The 17,871-nt window shown below is 64.2% G+C and carries 16 protein-coding genes; 10 read left to right on the top strand and 6 right to left on the bottom strand.

Annotation, left to right across the window (positions count from 1 at the left end):
* Positions 1 to 60 precede the first annotated feature (60 nt).
* Positions 61 to 2,214, top strand: a complete 2,154-nt coding sequence (locus NDI85_RS22340; protein ID WP_396275580.1) for a thiamine pyrophosphate-dependent enzyme — start codon at positions 61 to 63, stop codon at positions 2,212 to 2,214.
* 3 nt (positions 2,215 to 2,217) lie between these two features.
* Positions 2,218 to 3,474, top strand: coding sequence for a dihydrolipoamide acetyltransferase family protein (locus NDI85_RS18095; RefSeq protein ID WP_310916559.1), 1,257 nt, complete (start codon positions 2,218 to 2,220; stop codon positions 3,472 to 3,474).
* Position 3,475: 1 nt separating this feature from the next.
* Here NDI85_RS18095 and NDI85_RS18090 read toward each other — a convergent pair whose 3' ends face one another.
* Positions 3,476 to 4,738, bottom strand: coding sequence for an alanine racemase (locus tag NDI85_RS18090; protein WP_310916558.1), 1,263 nt, complete (start codon positions 4,736 to 4,738; stop codon positions 3,476 to 3,478).
* Between the two features lie 170 nt (positions 4,739 to 4,908).
* Here NDI85_RS18090 and NDI85_RS18085 point away from each other — a divergent pair, with 170 nt between their 5' ends.
* The 6 genes from NDI85_RS18085 to dapF all read left to right on the top strand — a co-directional run bounded on the left by NDI85_RS18085 (position 4,909) and on the right by dapF (position 10,546).
* Complete coding sequence (locus NDI85_RS18085; RefSeq protein ID WP_310916557.1) at positions 4,909 to 5,430, top strand: GNAT family protein; 522 nt, start codon at positions 4,909 to 4,911, stop codon at positions 5,428 to 5,430.
* A gap of 167 nt (positions 5,431 to 5,597) precedes the next feature.
* Positions 5,598 to 6,995, top strand: coding sequence for an amidase (locus NDI85_RS18080; RefSeq protein WP_220639443.1), 1,398 nt, complete (start codon positions 5,598 to 5,600; stop codon positions 6,993 to 6,995).
* A gap of 4 nt (positions 6,996 to 6,999) precedes the next feature.
* Positions 7,000 to 7,368: a chorismate mutase gene (locus NDI85_RS18075; protein WP_188997498.1), complete on the top strand. Its 369-nt coding sequence runs from the start codon at positions 7,000 to 7,002 to the stop codon at positions 7,366 to 7,368.
* 183 nt (positions 7,369 to 7,551) lie between these two features.
* The gene (locus tag NDI85_RS18070) at positions 7,552 to 9,030 is read left to right on the top strand and encodes a chorismate-binding protein (RefSeq protein WP_310916556.1); all 1,479 of its coding nucleotides are present in this window, start codon (positions 7,552 to 7,554) and stop codon (positions 9,028 to 9,030) included.
* On the top strand, positions 9,030 to 9,626 hold the full coding sequence (locus tag NDI85_RS18065) for an aminodeoxychorismate/anthranilate synthase component II (RefSeq protein WP_188997492.1): 597 nt from the start codon (positions 9,030 to 9,032) through the stop codon (positions 9,624 to 9,626). Before NDI85_RS18070 ends, NDI85_RS18065 begins: the two co-directional genes overlap by 1 nt.
* 107 nt (positions 9,627 to 9,733) lie before the next feature.
* On the top strand, positions 9,734 to 10,546 hold the full coding sequence (dapF, locus tag NDI85_RS18060) for a diaminopimelate epimerase (RefSeq protein WP_188997489.1): 813 nt from the start codon (positions 9,734 to 9,736) through the stop codon (positions 10,544 to 10,546).
* A 76-nt stretch (positions 10,547 to 10,622) separates the two neighbouring features.
* On the opposite strand, the gene NDI85_RS18055 is transcribed toward dapF, so the two are convergent.
* From NDI85_RS18055 to NDI85_RS18045, 3 genes are read right to left on the bottom strand one after another with little or no spacing between them, the layout of a single operon-like run.
* Entirely contained in the window at positions 10,623 to 11,141 is a 519-nt protein-coding gene (locus tag NDI85_RS18055; RefSeq protein ID WP_188997487.1) for a hypothetical protein, read from the bottom strand.
* Positions 11,138 to 11,695 carry an aromatic-ring-hydroxylating dioxygenase subunit beta gene (locus NDI85_RS18050; RefSeq protein ID WP_310916555.1) on the bottom strand — a complete coding sequence of 186 codons (558 nt, stop codon included), beginning with the start codon at positions 11,693 to 11,695 and terminating at the stop codon, positions 11,138 to 11,140. Before NDI85_RS18050 ends, NDI85_RS18055 begins: the two co-directional genes overlap by 4 nt.
* Positions 11,696 to 11,700: 5 nt before the next feature.
* A complete protein-coding gene (locus NDI85_RS18045; protein WP_188997481.1) occupies positions 11,701 to 13,041 on the bottom strand; it encodes a Rieske 2Fe-2S domain-containing protein in 1,341 nt (446 codons plus the stop codon).
* A gap of 171 nt (positions 13,042 to 13,212) precedes the next feature.
* On the opposite strand from NDI85_RS18045, the gene NDI85_RS18040 reads away from it, so the two are divergent.
* Positions 13,213 to 14,199, top strand: coding sequence for a 5-methyltetrahydropteroyltriglutamate--homocysteine methyltransferase (locus tag NDI85_RS18040; RefSeq protein WP_310916554.1), 987 nt, complete (start codon positions 13,213 to 13,215; stop codon positions 14,197 to 14,199).
* On the top strand, positions 14,196 to 15,260 hold the full coding sequence (locus tag NDI85_RS18035; RefSeq protein ID WP_188997477.1) for a methionine synthase: 1,065 nt from the start codon (positions 14,196 to 14,198) through the stop codon (positions 15,258 to 15,260). The genes NDI85_RS18040 and NDI85_RS18035 overlap by 4 nt, the downstream gene beginning before the upstream one ends.
* Positions 15,261 to 15,287: 27 nt before the next feature.
* Here the strand turns inward: NDI85_RS18035 and eis are convergent, their stop codons facing one another.
* Together eis and NDI85_RS18025 are read right to left on the bottom strand one after the other, a co-directional pair.
* Positions 15,288 to 16,445 carry an enhanced intracellular survival protein Eis gene (gene eis / locus NDI85_RS18030; protein WP_188997474.1) on the bottom strand — a complete coding sequence of 386 codons (1,158 nt, stop codon included), beginning with the start codon at positions 16,443 to 16,445 and terminating at the stop codon, positions 15,288 to 15,290.
* A gap of 119 nt (positions 16,446 to 16,564) precedes the next feature.
* On the bottom strand, positions 16,565 to 17,791 hold the full coding sequence (locus NDI85_RS18025; protein WP_310916553.1) for a cytochrome P450: 1,227 nt from the start codon (positions 17,789 to 17,791) through the stop codon (positions 16,565 to 16,567).
* Positions 17,792 to 17,871 lie beyond the last annotated feature (80 nt).

The raw sequence follows: 17,871 nt of genomic DNA, 5'->3' as shown, positions 1-17,871 counted from the left end.
AATATACGCTAGCTAGTTATATTAAAATATATCTATCTGAAGTAAAATGATACGGCAGGGATGGTCAAATGGACCGAATCGCGGCCGGACATGGATTTCTATCGGATACTGGACCCCGAGGGCGATATCGTCGACGAGATGCCGGCCTTGGGTCCGGACGAACTCGAATCGTTCTACCGCTGTATCGTGTTGACACGGGCCTTCGAGGAGAAGTGTATCAGCCTCCAGCGACGCGGCGACATCAGCATCACCTCGCGGTCGCTGGGCGAGGAGGCGGTGGCGCTTGGGTCGGCGGCCGCGCTCCGTCCCGACGACTGGGTGTTTATGACCTACCGGCAGACGGCAGCGGCGCTGTACTGGGACGCACCACTCGACGCCCAGTTTGCGAGGCTGATGGGCCGGGCCCCCGAAACTGTCGCTGACCACCTCCCGGGGGACGGCGCCGACGGCGTCAACTTCGTGCCGATGTACGCGCCGCTGGCGGTCAACGTGACCAACGCCGTCGGGTCGGCGATGGCGGACTCGCTCGCCGACCGGGACCACGTCTCGCTTGCCTACATCGGCGACGGGTCGACCAGCGAGGGCGACTTCCACGAGGCGCTCAACTTCGCCGGCGTGTTCGACGCGCCAGCGGTCGTCGTCTGTCAGAACAACCAGTGGGCGACCTCCGTCCCGTCGCACACCCAGTCGGCCGCAGAGACGTACGCACAGAAGGCCGTCGCACACGGCGTCCCGCACGAACGCGTCGACGGGAACGACCCGCTCGCGGTGTACGAGGTGACCCGAGAGGCCGTCGAACGGGCCGCCGATGGGGGCGGTGCCACTTTCATCGAGTGTGTCACCTACCGGCGGAGCAACCACAACACCGCCGACGAGGCGAGTATCTACCGGGACGACCGCGAGGCCGATTTCTGGGCCGAGCGCGACCCGAAGACTCGCCTCGAAGCCCACCTGCTGGACACCGGTGTCCTCACGCCGGCGGCCGTGACCGACATCGAGCGGGCGGCGACTGAGCGCGTCGAGGCGGCCCTCGATCGGGCGCGCTCGGTCCCAACGACGGACCCAGAGCGGATGTTCGACAACCACCTCCACGGGGACTCGTGGACGGAACGGCGACAGCGGGCCGCCCTCCAAGCCGAACAACGGGGTGGAAACCCGTTCGACGCCGCGACGGACGTGGCCGCGGCCGTCGACGACGTCTCGCTGTCTGCGACCCGGGAGCGCCTCCCCGACGGCGAGACGAGCGAGACGACGCTCATCGACGGCATCAACGACGCGCTGGGACAGGAGATGCGCCGTGACGACAGTGTCGTGTTACTGGGGTACGATATCGGGCCGATGGGTGGGGTCTTCCGGGCGACGGAGTCGCTGTACGAGGAGTTCGGGCCCGAGCGCGTCATCGAGACGCCGCTGTCGGAGAACGGAATCGTCGGGACGGCTGTCGGGATGGCGATGCGTGGCTACCGCGTGGTGCCGGAGATACAGTTTCTGGGCTTTTTTTACCCCGCTTTCGGCCAGTTCATGTACACGCTGGCGAAACTGCACAAGCGGTCGGGCGGGGCCATCGACGTCCCCGTCACAGTCCGGATTCCCTACGGCGGCGGCGTCGAGGCCGCCGAGTACCACTCCGAGTCCACGGAATCGTTTCTGGTCCACACCCCTGGCGTCCGTGTCGTCTGCCCGAGTTCACCGGTCGACGCGAAGGGGCTCATGGCCGCGAGCATCAGACATCCCGATCCGGTCGTGTTCCTCGAACCCAAGCGGCTCTATCGGAGCCAGACCGAGGCCGTTCCCGAGACGCCTTACACAGTCGATCTCGGGAGTGCACGCGTCGTCGAGACCGGCCGCGACGTGACAGTCCTGACGTGGGGTGGGATGGTACCGGAGGCGGTGCGGGCGGCGACCCGCGTCAGCGCCGATGTGGAGGTACTCGACCTGCGGTCGCTGTCACCGCTAGACGTCGAGACGATCCTCGCGTCGGTCAAGAAGACCGGCCGCTGTGTCATCGCCCACGAGGCCCGGCGAACGATGGGTCTGGGCGCAGAACTCTCGGCGCTCGTCAACGAACACCTCGTCGAGCACCTCCTGGCGCCGGTCAGACGTGCCACCGGATACGACGTCCACTTTCCCGGCCACGACGTGGAAGCGGACTACCTCCCGGACGCACGACGAATCGCACACGCGGTGGACAGCGTCGTCGAACACACCTACTGACCAATGGCAACCTACGAATTCCGTCTCCCCGACATCGGTGAAGGACTGCACGAAGCGACGGTACTCGAGTGGTACGTCGACCCGGACGGCACGGTCACGGAGGACGAACCGCTGTGTGACGTCGAGACAGAGAAGGCCGTCGTCGAGATACCCGCCCCCTGTGACGGAACGGTGACGGACCTCCGTGTGGACGCCGGGGGCCGTGTCGAAGTGGGCGACGTCATCGCGGTCTTCGAGACGGACGAGGTCCCGACGGGTGAGACAGACGGGTCCGAGGCGACGACCGACCCGCCTGCGGACACACCGGTACCGGGCGCGAACGGCGGCGGCCAGACCCACTCTGCGACCGAACGGGTCGTCGCGATGCCGAGTACGCGGCGCTACGCACGCCGCCACGACGTCGACATCACTGCCATCGACACCGAACACGGCAGAGTGACCAGAAACGACGTCGACCGAGTGCGAACCGACACGGGGCGAGATTCGTCGACGCGGAAGGCGATACGGCACCCGACCACGGAGGTGACGCCACACTCGGTCGAGGACCCGGCGGGACCGACCACGCGGGAACCGTTGACCGGTATTCGAAAGCGCATTTCCGAGCGGATGGTCGAGTCGAAGACCATCGTCCCACACGTCTCCTCGGGGTACGAGTCCGACGCCGGCGCGTTCCTCGCGGTCAAGAACCGACTCGACGAGCGGTACGACACCGACGTGGGCCACACGGCCCTGCTGATGAAGGCCGTTGTCCCGGCCCTCGAAGCCCACCCAATGATGAACGCCGCCGTCGACGACCGGGCCGACGAACTCGTCAAAAAGGAGTTCTACAACATCGGGTTCGCGACCGACACCGACGACGGACTGGTGGTGCCGGTCGTCGACGACGTCGACGAGAAGTCCATCGTCGAGGTCGCCAGAACGGTCCGGCGTCACGCCGAGGCCGCACGCGAGGGGACACTCGCACCGTCGGCCCTTCGGGGCGGGACGTTCACCGTTTCGAACCTCGGTGGCTACGACGAGTATGGTCGCTATGGCACCCCGATAATCAATTACCCACAGGTCGCCATCCTCGCGTTGGGCCCGATAACGAACAGACCGGTGGCGATAAACGACAGTGACATCGGCGTCCGCAAGCGCATGACGACGTCGCTGTCGTTCGATCACCGCGTCGTCGACGGGACGGGCGCGACCGAGTTCATGACGACGCTGCTCTCGTTGCTCGAAGACCGGGACGAACTGTTGCTGACCGTCACGCCCTGACTCAGTCGCCGGTCCCGTCGCTTGGCAACACGTCGGCACACGTCTCGCGCTCGCGGACGACCTCGTACCCACCGTCGGCGTCTACGACCACGACCGGGACCATCGGCATGCCGTTGAAGTGCGTCTCCCGACCGATGGCGTAGGCGCCGACCCTGTCCAGCGCGACGACGTCGCCGGGGTCCAACGCCGGGAGTAGCACCCCGTCTGCGAACACGTCGCCGGAGTAACAGAGGGGGCCGGCGACGCTGTACTCCCGGGACGGCCCGTCAGTGAAGGGGGCGTAAATCGGAACCGACTGCTGGGCCAGCACGGTGTTCTTGCCCGTATCGAGGACGGCGTAGGTCGCCGAGGAAGTCTCCTTGAGGAGGCCGACCGAACAGAGGAGCGCCCCGCTCGGAGCAAAGAGGTACCGCCCCGGTTCGAGACACAGTTCCGGCGGGTCGATGCCGAAGTCCGTACAGGCACTGTGAACCGTCTCGGCGATGACCGACACGTACTCCTCGATCGGCGGAACCTGTTCGTCGTACGCCACCGGAAACCCACCCCCTACGTCGATGGTGTCGACAGCGACGCCCGTCTCGCGTTCGACGTCGGCGGCCAGTTCCACGAGTGCCCGCGTCGCCGTCTGGTAGGGCGTCGGACTGTCGATCTGGCTGCCAAGATGGGTCTGCAGGCCGTGCAGACGGAGGTGGTCGTCGCCGGCGACCGTGCGTGCGGCCGCCATCACGTCGCCACCCGATAGCTCCATCCCGAACTTGCTCCCGGGCGTCCCGGTCGCGATGTCCGGGTGGGTCGGGACGTCCAGTTCCGGGTTGACCCGAAGCAGTACGTCACAGCGGCGGTCGGCCTCGACTGCGACCGACCGTAGCGTCGCGAGGTCCGAACGATTGTCGACGAGAAACGTATCGACACCGCTCGCGAGCGCGCGGTCGATCCTGTCGGCGTCCCAGTTCATCCCGGTCACGAGGACGTCGCCCGGGTCGAAACCGGCCCGCATCGCGGCCTCGATCTCACAGTTGGCGAACGCCTCGGCCCGCGCCCCCCACTCCGAGAACAGGCCCAACACGTCCGGTAGGAAGTTCGCCTTCACCGCGACGTAGACGCTCGACTCCGGGTACTGGTCGTCGAGTGCCGACCGTAGTCGGTCGTAGCTCTCGCGCATATCCGCCTCGAAGAAGACCAACACAGGCGTCCCGACGTCCGCGAGGACCCGGCCGACCTGCTCGGTCAATCGTTTCCGCCGATCGTTGCGGGAGTGTCGCATGGTGGTCCCTGAAACGCCCATTTATTTAGTACTTTCACAGTTGTACGAAACGTCTGGCGTCGCCCGATATGTGGCTCGGCCGGCTACCGGCACAGCTTCCTCGGCAAAATGCATTCATTTTAGATTCGAATCCACAAAAATATATGGGTGCGTCCACTATTGGGGCGTATATGCCAGGTGCGCCACACGTTTACGGTGACGACGTCACGCTCCGACCGGTCGAGCCAGCGGACCACGAGTTTCTGGCCAAACACTGGAACCACCCGGACGTTCGCCACGGGACGAACAAACACGAACCGGTGACCGTCCAGAGTCTGGTCGAGGGAAAGAAAGACGACTGCCTGTATTTTCTCATCTGCCACGACGGAGAACCGGTCGGGATGGAGTGGCTAGAACTGGCCGGTGACGTCCATAGACGCGCGGAACTCGGTGGCTGGGTCGTTCCCGAGGAGTCCGGACAGGGATTCGCGACGGCGGCAGCGCGACTGTCCGTCGAGTACGGCTTCGACGAACTGAACCTCCACAAGGTGTATGCCCGCGTGTTCGACTACAACGAGGCCTCGAAACGCCTGCTCCGGAAAGTCGGGTTCGAGGAGGAAGGCCGGGTCCGCGAACACTTCTACGTCGACGGCGAGTACGTCGACGCCGTGTTCTACGGCGTGTTAGAGCCCGAGTACGAACGCGAACGCTGATGCTGGCCGACTGAACGCGATACCCCACCGTTCGCGACGCTTCGGCCCGTGGAGGCCCACGTGTCCAGACGGACCGCCGTCGGCACGAGGAGTGTTATATCAGAAAAACTTTGTCGCCATAATATTAATAGCCGTTTACTGTGGAAGAAATATGCTTCCTGTCAGCGGTGGAGTTGCGCGAACGGATCGCTGACGGCGAGTTGCGCGCCCGCGAGGTAGTCGACGCACACATCGCTCGGATCGAGCGTGTCGAAGGAGACGTCAACGCGTTCCTCGCGACGGCACCCGAACTCGCCCGGGAACGGGCCGACCGTATCGACCGGGGCGATACAGGGGGCGGTCCCCTGACGGGAGTCCCGGTCGGTATCAAGGACCTGACCGGGCAGGTCGCCGGCGTGCCACACACCTCTGGGTCGAGCGTGTTCGCCGAGGCGGACGTGGTCCCCGAGTCCAACTCGGTGAGCGTCGACCGTCTCGAGGCGGCCGGGACCGTCGTCCTCGGCACCACGAACACACCGGAACTGGGTCACAAGGCGATGACCGACAACGAGGTCGTCGGACCGACGGCAAACCCACACGACCCCGGCCGGAACGCCGGCGGGTCCTCCGGTGGCTCCGCGGCCGCCGTCGCCGCAGGAATGGTGCCGCTGGCGACCGGTAGCGACTCCGGTGGTTCGATCCGTATCCCAGCGGCGCTGTGTGGCGTCTATGGCCTGAAACCCTCCTACCGAGTGATTCCGTGGGACGAGTTTCAGGACGTCCTCGGCAACCGCATCCACCACGCCGTCGTCGGACCGATAACGCGGTCGGTCGAGGACGCGGCCGAGATGCTGTCGGCGATGGCCGGCCATCTCCCGGGCGACCCCGCGAGTCGACCCGTCGACATGGATTTCCGAGGGGCAGTCGAAGCCCCGGCCGCCGACCTCGACATCGCATACAGTCCCGACCTCGGCCTGTTCGACGTCGACGAGGCGATCCGGGAGACGGTCGCGGACTCTCTAGACGCCTTCAGGGCAGCGGGTGCCTCCGTCGAGACTGTCGAGGTGGAGTTCCCGTTCTCCCATGCGGACCTCACCGAGGCCTTCGAGACGACGTTTTCGACATTCATGGCTTCGACGGTGACGACCATCGACGTCAGGGAGGACCTCGACCTGCGGGCCCATCCTGCGGGCCTCTCCCGGAGTCTGCAGACGGTTCTCGACACCGCCGAGACGGTCTCGACGGCCGACCTCGCGGCGACTGCATCGATCCGGACGGATTTGTTCCAGCGGGTCCAATCACTGTTCAAGGAGTACGACCTCCTGGTCACGCCGACGGTAGGGAACAACGACATCGACCTCACGCAGGACTTCGAGCAGCACGTCGAGTGGTGGACGGACCACGTCCCGGTGTGGCCGTTCAACTACACCGGCCACCCGGCGGCATCCGTACCGGCGGGTACCGACGACGACGGCATCCCGGTCGGTCTGCAAGTGGTCGGCCCCCGGTTCGGCGACGAGACAGTGTTGACCGCCAGTGCGGCATTCGAGCGCGAGCAACCGTGGCAGTGTCTCTACGGGGGGTAAGACGATGGAGCGAAACCACACGAAGGGCGTCGACGTACCGCCCCAAACCGACGACCCAACCGAGACGGACCTCGAACAGGTTCGAGCGAGTATCGCAGATATCGACCGGCAGATAACCGAGTTACTCGAGACGCGAACGAAACTGGCAAAACGAGCCGGGGAGCTGAAACTCCAGTCCGACGACCACGACTTCGTCGACGAAGCGCAATCTGACAGGGTCGTCGAGCGCGCCCGGGAGTACGCCGTCGACCGCGATGTCGACGAGAACGTCGTCTCGGCAGCGTTCAGGCTGTTCGTCCATATGGGGATGACCGCCGAGTGGAGAGACCGGACCGCCCGGGAGACAACTGGCGACGCCCCGGACCGCCTCTAGGGTCGACCCGGAGAGGGACAGCCCAGAGCAGTGCCAGTGGATACCGAGACGCGACGAGAAGGTACCCGAGGGAGCGCCAGCGGGACAGCCGCACGTTATTTTAATAAATATAGGACAAAACTTAAGTAGAAACTACTACTGTATAAAACCACTAAATGAAACTGTCCTGGGGTGTGCCGACCAATGCAACCTGAGTCGACCGTGACCACGACACAGAGTGAGTTCACGTCGGTCGCATCGACGCTCTCGGAACCGGCCCGGATTCCCATCGAAGCAACCACGGTGGTCGCTGACCCGTTCACCGCCTACAAGCGCATCAGAGGCGATACGAACGGGGTATATTTGGAGACGACGGGTGGACAGGCGGGCCACGGGTACTTCGGTGTCGAACCGGCGTACATCGTCGATGGCTCCGAGGGCGAGAGCGACAGCTTCGACCAACTAGAGGACATCGTAGACGACGAACGCCTCGTCCGGGGGAACTGTACGGTTCCGTATCCGTGTGGCGCGTTCGGGTGGCTGTCCTACGACATCGCCAGAGAACTGGAGGACCTACCGAACACGACCGACGACCAGCGGGAGTTACCCCGGTTACAGTTCGGCGTGTTCGACTGCATCGCTTCTTGGCAGGAGCCCACCGACGAGGGACGGACGGAACTCGTCGTCACCTGTTGTCCGACCGTCGCCCCCGAAGCGGACTTCGAAGCGGTCTACGAGGCCGGCCGCAAGCGACTCCGCACACACGTCGAAGCGATACAGGAAGGAAGTAAAACGGTGCCAGAGCCGCCGGTCGACAGCGACATCACGTTCACCAACGAGACCGGAAAAGCGGAGTACGTCGACCGGATAGAGACAGTCAAGGAGTACATCCGCGACGGTGATACGTTCCAGGCGAACATCTCACAGCGGCTCACTTCCGACGCCGGCGTCCACCCGGTCGCGGTGTTCGACGCGCTCAGGGACGTCAATCCTGCCCCATACTCCGGACTGCTTGAGTTCCCCGGGGTCGACATCATCTCCGCGAGCCCGGAACTGTTGTTACACTGTGACGGTGACCGCCTCGTGACAGAGCCCATCGCCGGGACCCGTCCCCGCGGGGACGACCAGACACACGACGAGGCGCTCGAATCGGAGTTGCTCGAAAGCGAGAAAGAACACGCCGAACACGCGATGCTCGTCGACCTCGAACGGAACGACCTCGGGAAGGTCTCCGAGTACGGGTCTGTCGAGGTGACCGACTACCGGCGCATCGACCGCTACTCCGAGGTGATGCACACCGTCTCGGTCGTCGAGGGGACCCGTCGGGACGATAAGTCTATTCCCGACTCGATAGCGGCGGTGTTCCCCGGGGGCACCATCACCGGCGCGCCGAAGCCACGGACCATGGAGATAATCGACGAGGTGGAGACGACACGCCGTGGCCCGTACACCGGAAGCATCGGCGTCCTCGGGTTCGACGAGCGAGCCACGTTCAACATGACGATACGGACGCTGGTCCGCCGAGCCGAGAAGTACTATCTGCGGGTCGGGGCCGGCATCGTCGACGACTCGGACCCCGAAGCGGAGTTCTACGAGACACTCGACAAGGGCCGAGCACTGGTCACGGCCGTTGGCGAGGCACTGGACTGTGAGAGCGACTTCACCGTCGAGGTGACCGACTGATGATTCTCGTCATCGACAACTACGACTCCTTCGCGTACAATCTGGTCCAGTACGTCGGCGAGTACACCGCCGACATCGAGGTCCGGCGGAACGACCAGATAACCGTCGACGAGATAGTGGAGTTAGACCCCGATGGCATCGTCGTCTCGCCGGGGCCGGGCACACCGCAGGATGCGGGGGTCTCCATCCCGGTGTTCGAACAGACCGAGATTCCGACGCTGGGAATCTGTCTGGGCCATCAGGCACTGTGTGCCGCCGAAGGGGCGACTGTGGGTCACGCACCGGAGGTCGTCCACGGAAAGTCCTCGACGATACGCCACGACGGTCGAGGGATCTACGAGGAGGTGTCGAACCCGTTGCGGGTCGGCCGGTACCACTCGCTGGCCGTCGACCCGGCGACGCTCCCGGAGTGCATCGAGGTCACCGGGAGCGCCGAGGAGGGCGACCACGGCGACGTCGTAATGAGCGTCAGGCACACGCGGAAACCCCACATCGGTATCCAGTACCACCCAGAGAGCATCCTCACCGACGCCGGGAAGACGCTGGTCAAGACCTTCTGCCGGAAGTCACTGCGCAACCCCGTCGGCCCACTGTAGGGGTCCGTGCCGATTCGTCGAGGCCCGATAGCGGGCCCATCCCGCCGTGAGACGGGCGAATCTCGCTGCACCGCCAGATTTTAAGTCCTGAAGTATTACTTTAAAGTATGAATACTGTGAAAAAATACGACGCGCTCGGAAACGACTTCTTCGTCCTGTCCGCAGCAGAGACGACCGACTCGCCGTCGGCGTTGGCACGGGAGTGGTGTGACTCCGACTCCGGGCTGACGGTCCGCGGCGGCGAGACTGGGGCCGACGGTCTGCTCCGCGTCGAACCGCTTTCGGAGCGGACACTCGAGATGGAGCTTTTCGAACCGGACGGCACCACGTCGCCGATGTGTGGCAACGGCGTCAGATGCGTGGCGAAGTGGGCACACAACGTACTGGGGTACACTGACGTGACCGTCGAGACGGAGGCTCGGACCTGCGCGGCGACCATCGACGCAGACGGCGGCGTGACGGTGGAACTTGGCTCACCGAGCTACGTCGACGGCGTCGACGAGACCGGTCTCCGCGAGACGCTGTCGGTCGAGACGGCACTTGGCGACGTCTCGCTCGTCGACTCCGGCGTCTATCACCTCCTCGTTCAGGTCGGGGACGTCGCCAAAGAGAACCTCGAAGCGCTGACCGAGCAGGTCCGGCGGACCGTCGAACCGCCCCAGCGGATCAACGTGACGCTGTGGGCGCCGGCGGCCGGCGGCGTCGACCAGCGGACCTACGAGGTCGGCGTCGAGGACGAGACCGACGCCTGCGGGACCGGCGCGCTGGCCATCGGGTACCACACCGATCGGACGGGCGTCGCCGACGGAACGGTCTCCGTCCGCCCGCCGGGCGGCGAACTACAGGTTGCGGTGCGGGCCGAGGACGCGGTTCTCAGCGGACCCGCAGAGGAGGTCGGACAGGTCGATGTCCCGCTGTAGCGGCCCCTAAGCGACGTGTGAGGGGGCTGGGATGGATGGAGAAACACCCCCGTGGACGGGGGCGCGTCGGCCGGGGTTATTCGAAGGCCGACTGCATGGCACCGATGTTCTCTTCGAGTGTCACGGGGTCCGCAAGGAGAGCGGTGAACGCGTACGTGTCTTCGAGGAAGGCGAGGTCGAAGACGTGCCGGGGGGACAGGACCACGCTGTGACCGGTGGGCGGCGACGTTATTCGGAGCCCGTCAGCCGCCGAAGTGAGGACGGCCTCCGAGTACTCGTTGACGATGCGGATGGTGTCTTCGGCTATCGACAGCGTCGGCTCCGCGTCGGTCCCGGGATCCTCTATCCGGGGACGGAGCGCCTCGATGGGGTCTGTGGCTTCGTCTTGGTCGGTGAGGCTCTCGAGCGCAATGGCGTCGAGCGACACTGACTGGTCGAAGGCCGGGACCGACACCGAGGCGCGCTTACCGCGGCGTGTCACCAGCCGCGAGACGGTGACTGTCGGGGCGTCGGTTCGGGGGCCGCCGTCGGTCACCAGACCGCGGTCGTCGGGACGACGCCGCTGTTCGGTGGGGGCTGTTCGGTCGCTAGTCATAGCAGTGGGAGCGTGAGGTTACGGCTCGGGACGATCGTGTGGTCGATGAACACGTCCCGATCAGCGAGTGCGAATCCCTCGTCAGTCTCCCGAAGGTGGCTCCGGCGGCGGGCCGAGATCGTGTCGGACTCGCCGTCGGTCCCGCGCTCGCGGTAGACGACCTGGTTGTTGAACACCTCGACGGTGTCCGCCGTGACCTCGCCCAACTGGACGTTCCCGATGGTGTGGCGGACGCGCGAGCGGGGGTTTTCCGCCCAGGCGTACTCCTTCTCCAGACGGGCCACACGCTCTAGGAGGTCCCTGTGGCCGACCACGAGGTGGTGGTTCGAATCGCTGTACTCCGGTCGGTCCGACCCCGCATCGCGGGCCACGCGGACCGGGACGCGGATCTCGACGTCTTCCGTGAGGTGGTCGGCCCACCGTTCGAGTTCGAACTGATCAAGTAGGTTCGCCTCGCGAAGCAGGAACTCTCGGACCTCGAAGAACCGCTGCATCCGTTCGGGGGTCCACTCGTCGCCGGTCTCGTCCAACTGGGAGTGTGTACCTGATTGCATGGGAGTCACCGTTGCTCGCTCATGAACTCGTGCCAGGAGTTGAACAGGGTCCGGGCGTACACCTCGTCGAGGTACGGACCGGCCCGGATGACCTCCCCGGGGCCGTGGGAGCCGTCGGTGATCGGCACGGCGTCGCTTTCCTCGAGACCGCCGCTGATGTCGGCCCGGACGTCCCGCTCGATGGCGGTGGCACTGTTGGAACTCTCGGAGATGCCGCTCCAGACCTCCGTGTCGTCTGCTTCGAGCACGCCACCCGGCGAGAGGCTCTGGTAGCCGGCCTTCGCCCGTTCGAGGAACTCCTCGTCGTCTTCGAGTTCCTTCGGGACGAGCAGCCAGCTAACGATCTCGGATTCGCCGGGGCCGACGGGCCGCCAGAGACGAATGCTGGCCCACGGCCCGCCGATGGGGTTGAACCCGTGCCAGATGGAGGCGTTCGGGAAGATAGTCCCCGTGATGAACATCGACTTGCTGAACATCTCCCGCTGGCGCTCCGAGAGGTCCGAGTTCATGTGGTCTTCGATCTTCTCGGGGTAGTCCATGTAGATCGGCTCCTCGTCGAAGAGGTAGTACTCCCCGGCGTGCGTATCGGTCATCACCGAGTACGACTGGGAGAGTGGGCCGGCGGCGTCGAACCGCTCCCAAATCGAGGAGGAGTACTCCAGTTCGAAACTGGACCCGTGCGTGTGCGCGAGGTGGTAGGAATCACCGGCGAAGTTCTCGCCGGGGACCTTCCAGTCGACCTCCGCTCGCACGCGTCGCGGTTCGCCGACGACGGTCAGCCCCTCCTCGGTGGGGTCGAGTGCGATGTCGAGGTACCACTTGAACTCTTCTAGGTACTCGTCGAGGCTCGGGCCGTCCTCGACGACGCGCGCGAAGACGAATCCCTTGTACGTCTCGACCTCGGCCTCGACGAGGCTGGCGGCCTCCTTATCGAGGTCGTCGTACCGTTCGTCTTCGTAGGGGACGACCGTCAACTCGCCGTCGTTCCGGTAGGTCCAACCGTGATAGGGGCATTGGAAGTGGGACGTGTTGCCCTGCTCGGCCCGGACGAACTGTGCACCGCGGTGACAGCAGCTATCGTAGAAGGCGTGGAGTTCGCCTTCCTCGTCGCGGACGAAGATGTAGGGGTCTTCACCGATGTATCGTCGCGCGTAGTCGCCCGGCTCCTCGAGTTCCGACTCGTGGCCGATGAAATTCCACGTTTTTGCGAAGATGCGCTGGAGTTCACGCTCGTAGATCCCGTCGTCGTTGAAGATACGCATGGGATGTTTCCCGTCGTCTAACGCCTCTCCTGTCTGTTCGATGAGCTCCTCGGCACGTTCTGCTCGGTTTCCTGCCTTCGACATTCGGTTCAGACATAGTATCAAAGACATAAATTTATTACTATACAAAATGCAATATAGGGCCACCGGTCGGCGAAACCCGGATTCACGAGGAGACGGACTCCGAGCAGTCTCGCAAGATCGTTAATACGAACAGTAAGTATTATAACCGCGAATGATTAAAATATAGGACACATGGTAGAATACGAATCCGCGGCTACGGGATTGCTACCACTCCCGGACTGGGCCAAAGAAGAGCTCAGCGAACTGAAGGGCCATCAGAAACAGGACCTGATCACGGGGACGGCGAACGACGACGTAGAGGACGCCTACGACCGTGCCAGGGCCGATGTGCTGGCGACCCAGACCGAATCCGGGCTGGACCTCGTGACCGAGGGGCAACTCAGGTGGGACGATATGCTCTCACACGTCCTCTCGGTCAACGATAACGTCGATACCAGAGGTATCGTCCGCTACTACGACAACAACAACTTTTATCGAGAGCCCGTGGTGACGGGTGCGCTCGAACCGACCGGCGACGTGGCTCGGGACCTCGAACGGGCCGCTGATACGACCGACGGTACTCTCTGCGGCGTCCTGCCGGGCCCGTATTCGCTCGCGGAACTGGCGACCGACGAGTTCTACGGCGAGGACCGATTCCTCGAGGCGCTGGCGACGTACCTCGCGGGAGAAGCCACGGAGTGTCCCGATCTCGACACGCTGTTCCTCCTCGAACCGTCGCTGGCCGTACACGACACCGAGGAACCCGTCCGCGTCCGCGAGGCCATCGACACCGTCGCCGACGCCGTCGACGCGTCGGTGCTCGTCCACACCTACTGGGGGACTATCCCAGAGAACGTGTACGGACACCTGCTCGACGCCGCCATCGAAGGCGTGGGCTATGACCTCGTCACCTCGCGTGTCGGGTCGACGTCACTCGCAGACGAGTACGGCACCCCCGAGGAGGTCGTGCTCGGTGTCGTGAACGGACAGAACACGATCCTAGAGGACGCCACAGACGTGCGACGCGACATCGACGAGTTCGTAGACCGGGCCGACGCGACGCTGGAACGAGTGTACGCGGCCCCCAACACCGAACTGTTCTATCTCCCGACGAACCGCTGTGAGGCCAAACTGGAGACGTTGGCACGGGCCGTCGACTCCGTGGAGGTGTCCGCATGACGTCTCTGAGAGACCAGTTCCGGCCGGCGGACCACCCGAACGACCACTTCCTGCTGACGACTATCGTCGGGGCCTATCCGAAACCGAAATGGCACGACCGTGCCCGCGAGATGTACGAGAATCCCGACGCGGATTTCGGCGATTCCGAGTGGCAGGAAGCGAAAAACGACGCCGCACGACTCGTCACGGGCGAACACGAGCGGGCCGGTATCGACGTCGTTACCGACGGCGAGATGCGACGCAACGAGATGGTCGAGTACTTCGCCGACCGCATCGAGGGCTACGAGTTCAACGGCCTCGTCAAGGTCTGGGGTCACAACTACTTCAACAAACCCAGCGTCCGGACGGAGGTCGAATACGACGATACGTGGCTCGTCGAGGAGTACGAGTTCACCAGTTCCGTGGCGGATCGACCGGTGAAAGTCCCCATCACCGGTCCGTACACGCTCGCGAAGTGGTGCTTCAACGAGGTCTACGAGGACGACGCGACACTGGCCTTCGAAGTGGCAGAACTGGTCAACGACGAGATCCAAAAGCTCGTCGACGCGGGCGCTCGCTACATCCAGATCGACGAGGCCGCGCTGGCGACGACGCCCGACGACTACGCCATCGTCGAGGAGTGTCTGGAGCGGATCGTAAGCGACCTCCCGGACGACGTCTACGTCGGTCTACACGTCTGTTACGGTGACTACTCGCGTATCTACCCGGAGATGCTGGAGTTCCCCGTCGACGAGTTCGACCTCGAACTGGTCAACGGGAACTACGAGCAACTGGACGTCTTCAAAGACCCGGCGTTCACCAAGAACATCGGCTTCGGCGTCGTCGACGCCCACCGGTCCGAGGTCGAGTCCGTCGAAGAGATCAAGGCAAATATCAAGCGCGGGCTAGAGGTCGTCCCGCCAGAGCAACTGACGATAAGCCCGGACTGCGGGGTGAAACTGCTCCCGCGTGCGGCCGCCTACCAGAAGATGGCGAACATGGTCGAGGCCGCCCGAGAGGTCGAGGCCGAACTGGACGAGGGCATCGTCGACGTCGCGCGGTCCTCGGCCAGCGCCGACTGATCGCGAACGTCCGATAGACGGCCTGCGTCAGAACCGGTCGGGACAGAACAGCGACCGCTGGGGGTAGAGCGTCGCCAGCGTCTCGACCACGCCGTCAGTGTGGGCCTGGAAAGTCCCGGTCAGCATGGCTCGCTCGACGCCGCCATAGCCCACGAACAGCTGCGTGAAGGTCCCGATGTCCAGTCGGACGTCGGGCCGCTCGGTGCTCTCGGTGACCGTCGCGTCTCCGTCGCGAACGGTCACCTCGAAGGTCCCGTCGTTCCACGTGGCCACGTCGTCCTCGACGGCGACGGTGAGTGTCGCGTCGGTCGTCCCGTAGTCGAGTCGCTCCACGGCCGTCGGGAACTCCAGCACGCGACCGACCGGCCCGAGGACTACCTCGTAGTCGACGGCGGCGGGGTCCGAGAGTAGTGCCAGCAGTTCGACGTCCGTCGGGAGCGTGAGGTGGAAGGACGTCGCCTGGGACGCGTGGCGCCGGATGTAGTTCAGCAGGTCGATCCAGGCACATTCGGAGGCGAAGGCAACGTCGTCGACGACGAACGTGTGGTCGACGATACGGTAGACCAGATACCCCACCGGGTCGGTCGCACCGAGGAGTACGGCGTGGGTCTCCTCGTCCTCGAACAGCCCCGCAGTCCACCACTCGGCAGTCCGATCAGGGGTGAAACCGTAGTCGGAAATGAACGTACGGTACACCGTATCGAGTTGCTCGTAGTCCGTCTCCGAGACCAGTTCCAGATCACGCTCTATCGGCCGGGCCGGCAGCGAGGAGATGGGGCCGTCGACGCGGGCAAAGCGGGCGAGCGTGGCAGAGTGGTACTGCCGATAGAACTCCCTGTCGAAGGGCCACCCGGCCGCGAGGACGATGCCTCGGTCACGAAACTCGCGGTAGGTCTCCCGGAGCATCGTCTCTGTCAGCCCTCGCTCGCGTTCGGTCGGGTCGACGGCTACGAGCGACCCGACGGTGTCTAGCCACTGCTCACGGACCTTGAGGTCGAATCGCTCGTGGCCGATAGCGGCCCGCATCTCGTCGTCGAACAGCCCCCACTTCTCCATCATGTCGACCCGTGTCGAGTAGTGTTCGGGTCCGTCGAGATACTCCAGTACGGGGGGCATAGAGTACTCGACGAGTTCTTTGAACGTCGATTCTTCGTGCGGATCGAGTTGTCTGTATTCGAGATCCATAGCGTGTGGTGAGTGTACGACCGAACGGGGACAGTCTCCTGCTCTCGGACACTCTGTGTGGCGGTGTCGGTACACGAGGCAGTGTCGAAGTGGTCGGTCGGAGCGTCAGGCGGCGACGGTCACGTCCGCTGTTCGAACGCGATGGGGAGAGACGTGGTGCCATAGAGGAAGGCGCTGTCGACGGGTTCGAGTTGGTCGTGCGTCAGTTGGATGGACTCGAAGCGTCCCAGCAGCTTTTTCAGGGCGACCTTCGCTTCGAGGCGAGCGAGCGACGCCCCCTGACAGAAGTGGATGCCGTGACCGAACGCGAGGTGGTTGTTCGGTGAGCGGTCGAGGTTGAACGTCTCCGGGTCCTCGAACTGCGCCTCGTCCCGGTTGGCGGATCCGAGCCAGGTGATGACGAACTCACCCGGTTCGATGGTGTGGCCGTTCACCTCGGCTTTGCGAGTGGCCACGCGGGTCAGCGCCTGTGAAGGCGACCGGTACCTGAGGACCTCCTCGATAGCCGCATCGAGTAGCTCGTCGTCGTTCCGGAGTTGCTCGATGAGACCCTTCTCCTTGAAGGTGCGCAGCGAGTTCCCGATGAGGTTCGTCGTCGTGATGTTGCCCGCGATGAGCAGGATCATGCAGTACCCCACGGCGTCCTCATCAGCGAGGTACTCGCCGTCGGGTTGGGCGGTAGCGATGACCGACACCAGATCCTTCGAGGGGTCCGCTCGCCGCTCCTCGATGAGGTCGAGGAAGTACGCCCGCATATCCGTGAGCGCGTCCCGCTGGGCTTTTAGCACGGCCTCCGGGTCGTCGGCGGACCCGGCGTCGGCAAGCAGCAGGTCCGACCACTGCTTGAACTGATCGCTGTCGGACGGCGGGATGTCGAGGAGTTGCGCGATGACCGTCACCGGAAGCGGATACGCGAGATCCTCGATGACGTCCATCTCGCCGTCGTCGGCGACGGCGTCGAGGAGTTCGTCCGTGTGGGCCGCTATCTGTGGCGTGAGTTTCTGAATCACGCCGGGGAGGAACTCGTCGTCGGCGACGCCCCGTAGCGCCGTGTGTTTCGGCGGGTCCATCCGGAGGACGCTGTTGCGGATGGGCGACCCCTCCTCCGGGGCCGGGAAATCGAATGCTGTCGCCTGTGTGAGGTCCGAGGTGAACGTCTCGTGGTCTTCGAGGATTTCCTTCGTCTCCTCGTACGTGAAGACGTCCCAGACCTGCCGTTCGGGGTCGAACCGTACGGGGTTCTCGGCGCGTTGCTCTCGGTACCAGTCTGATGGGTCGAGCCAGGCCCGGTCGGTCTGCAGCGGTTTCGGCATCGGGATGTACTCTCGTTGGTTCGCTGTCGCCATGTTGTACACCTCGTATGGAGAACGATGCCCTAATAATAATTCCGATAAATAGTATAAAAAATAAAGTTACAAAGAGCGTA

It is taken from the genome of Haloarcula sp. S1AR25-4, assembly GCF_031624555.1.
Taxonomy (GTDB): domain Archaea; phylum Halobacteriota; class Halobacteria; order Halobacteriales; family Haloarculaceae; genus Haloarcula; species Haloarcula pellucida.
The sequence above is the reverse complement of the archived record's forward strand: the minus strand, read 5'-3'. Positions and strand labels throughout refer to the sequence as shown.

What these genes read in the sequence shown, in the direction of transcription:
- NDI85_RS22340 (WP_396275580.1), top strand. Translation starts at nt 61, where the DNA reads ATGGTCAAATGGACCGAATCGCGGCCGGACATGGATTTCTATCGGATA.
- NDI85_RS18095 (WP_310916559.1), top strand. Translation starts at nt 2,218, where the DNA reads ATGGCAACCTACGAATTCCGTCTCCCCGACATCGGTGAAGGACTGCAC.
- NDI85_RS18090 (WP_310916558.1), bottom strand. Translation starts at nt 4,738, where the DNA reads ATGCGACACTCCCGCAACGATCGGCGGAAACGATTGACCGAGCAGGTC.
- NDI85_RS18085 (WP_310916557.1), top strand. Translation starts at nt 4,909, where the DNA reads ATGCCAGGTGCGCCACACGTTTACGGTGACGACGTCACGCTCCGACCG.
- NDI85_RS18075 (WP_188997498.1), top strand. Translation starts at nt 7,000, where the DNA reads ATGGAGCGAAACCACACGAAGGGCGTCGACGTACCGCCCCAAACCGAC.
- NDI85_RS18070 (WP_310916556.1), top strand. Translation starts at nt 7,552, where the DNA reads ATGCAACCTGAGTCGACCGTGACCACGACACAGAGTGAGTTCACGTCG.
- NDI85_RS18065 (WP_188997492.1), top strand. Translation starts at nt 9,030, where the DNA reads ATGATTCTCGTCATCGACAACTACGACTCCTTCGCGTACAATCTGGTC.
- dapF (WP_188997489.1), top strand. Translation starts at nt 9,734, where the DNA reads ATGAATACTGTGAAAAAATACGACGCGCTCGGAAACGACTTCTTCGTC.
- NDI85_RS18055 (WP_188997487.1), bottom strand. Translation starts at nt 11,141, where the DNA reads ATGACTAGCGACCGAACAGCCCCCACCGAACAGCGGCGTCGTCCCGAC.
- NDI85_RS18050 (WP_310916555.1), bottom strand. Translation starts at nt 11,695, where the DNA reads ATGCAATCAGGTACACACTCCCAGTTGGACGAGACCGGCGACGAGTGG.
- NDI85_RS18045 (WP_188997481.1), bottom strand. Translation starts at nt 13,041, where the DNA reads ATGTCGAAGGCAGGAAACCGAGCAGAACGTGCCGAGGAGCTCATCGAA.
- NDI85_RS18040 (WP_310916554.1), top strand. Translation starts at nt 13,213, where the DNA reads ATGGTAGAATACGAATCCGCGGCTACGGGATTGCTACCACTCCCGGAC.
- NDI85_RS18035 (WP_188997477.1), top strand. Translation starts at nt 14,196, where the DNA reads ATGACGTCTCTGAGAGACCAGTTCCGGCCGGCGGACCACCCGAACGAC.
- eis (WP_188997474.1), bottom strand. Translation starts at nt 16,445, where the DNA reads ATGGATCTCGAATACAGACAACTCGATCCGCACGAAGAATCGACGTTC.
- NDI85_RS18025 (WP_310916553.1), bottom strand. Translation starts at nt 17,791, where the DNA reads ATGGCGACAGCGAACCAACGAGAGTACATCCCGATGCCGAAACCGCTG.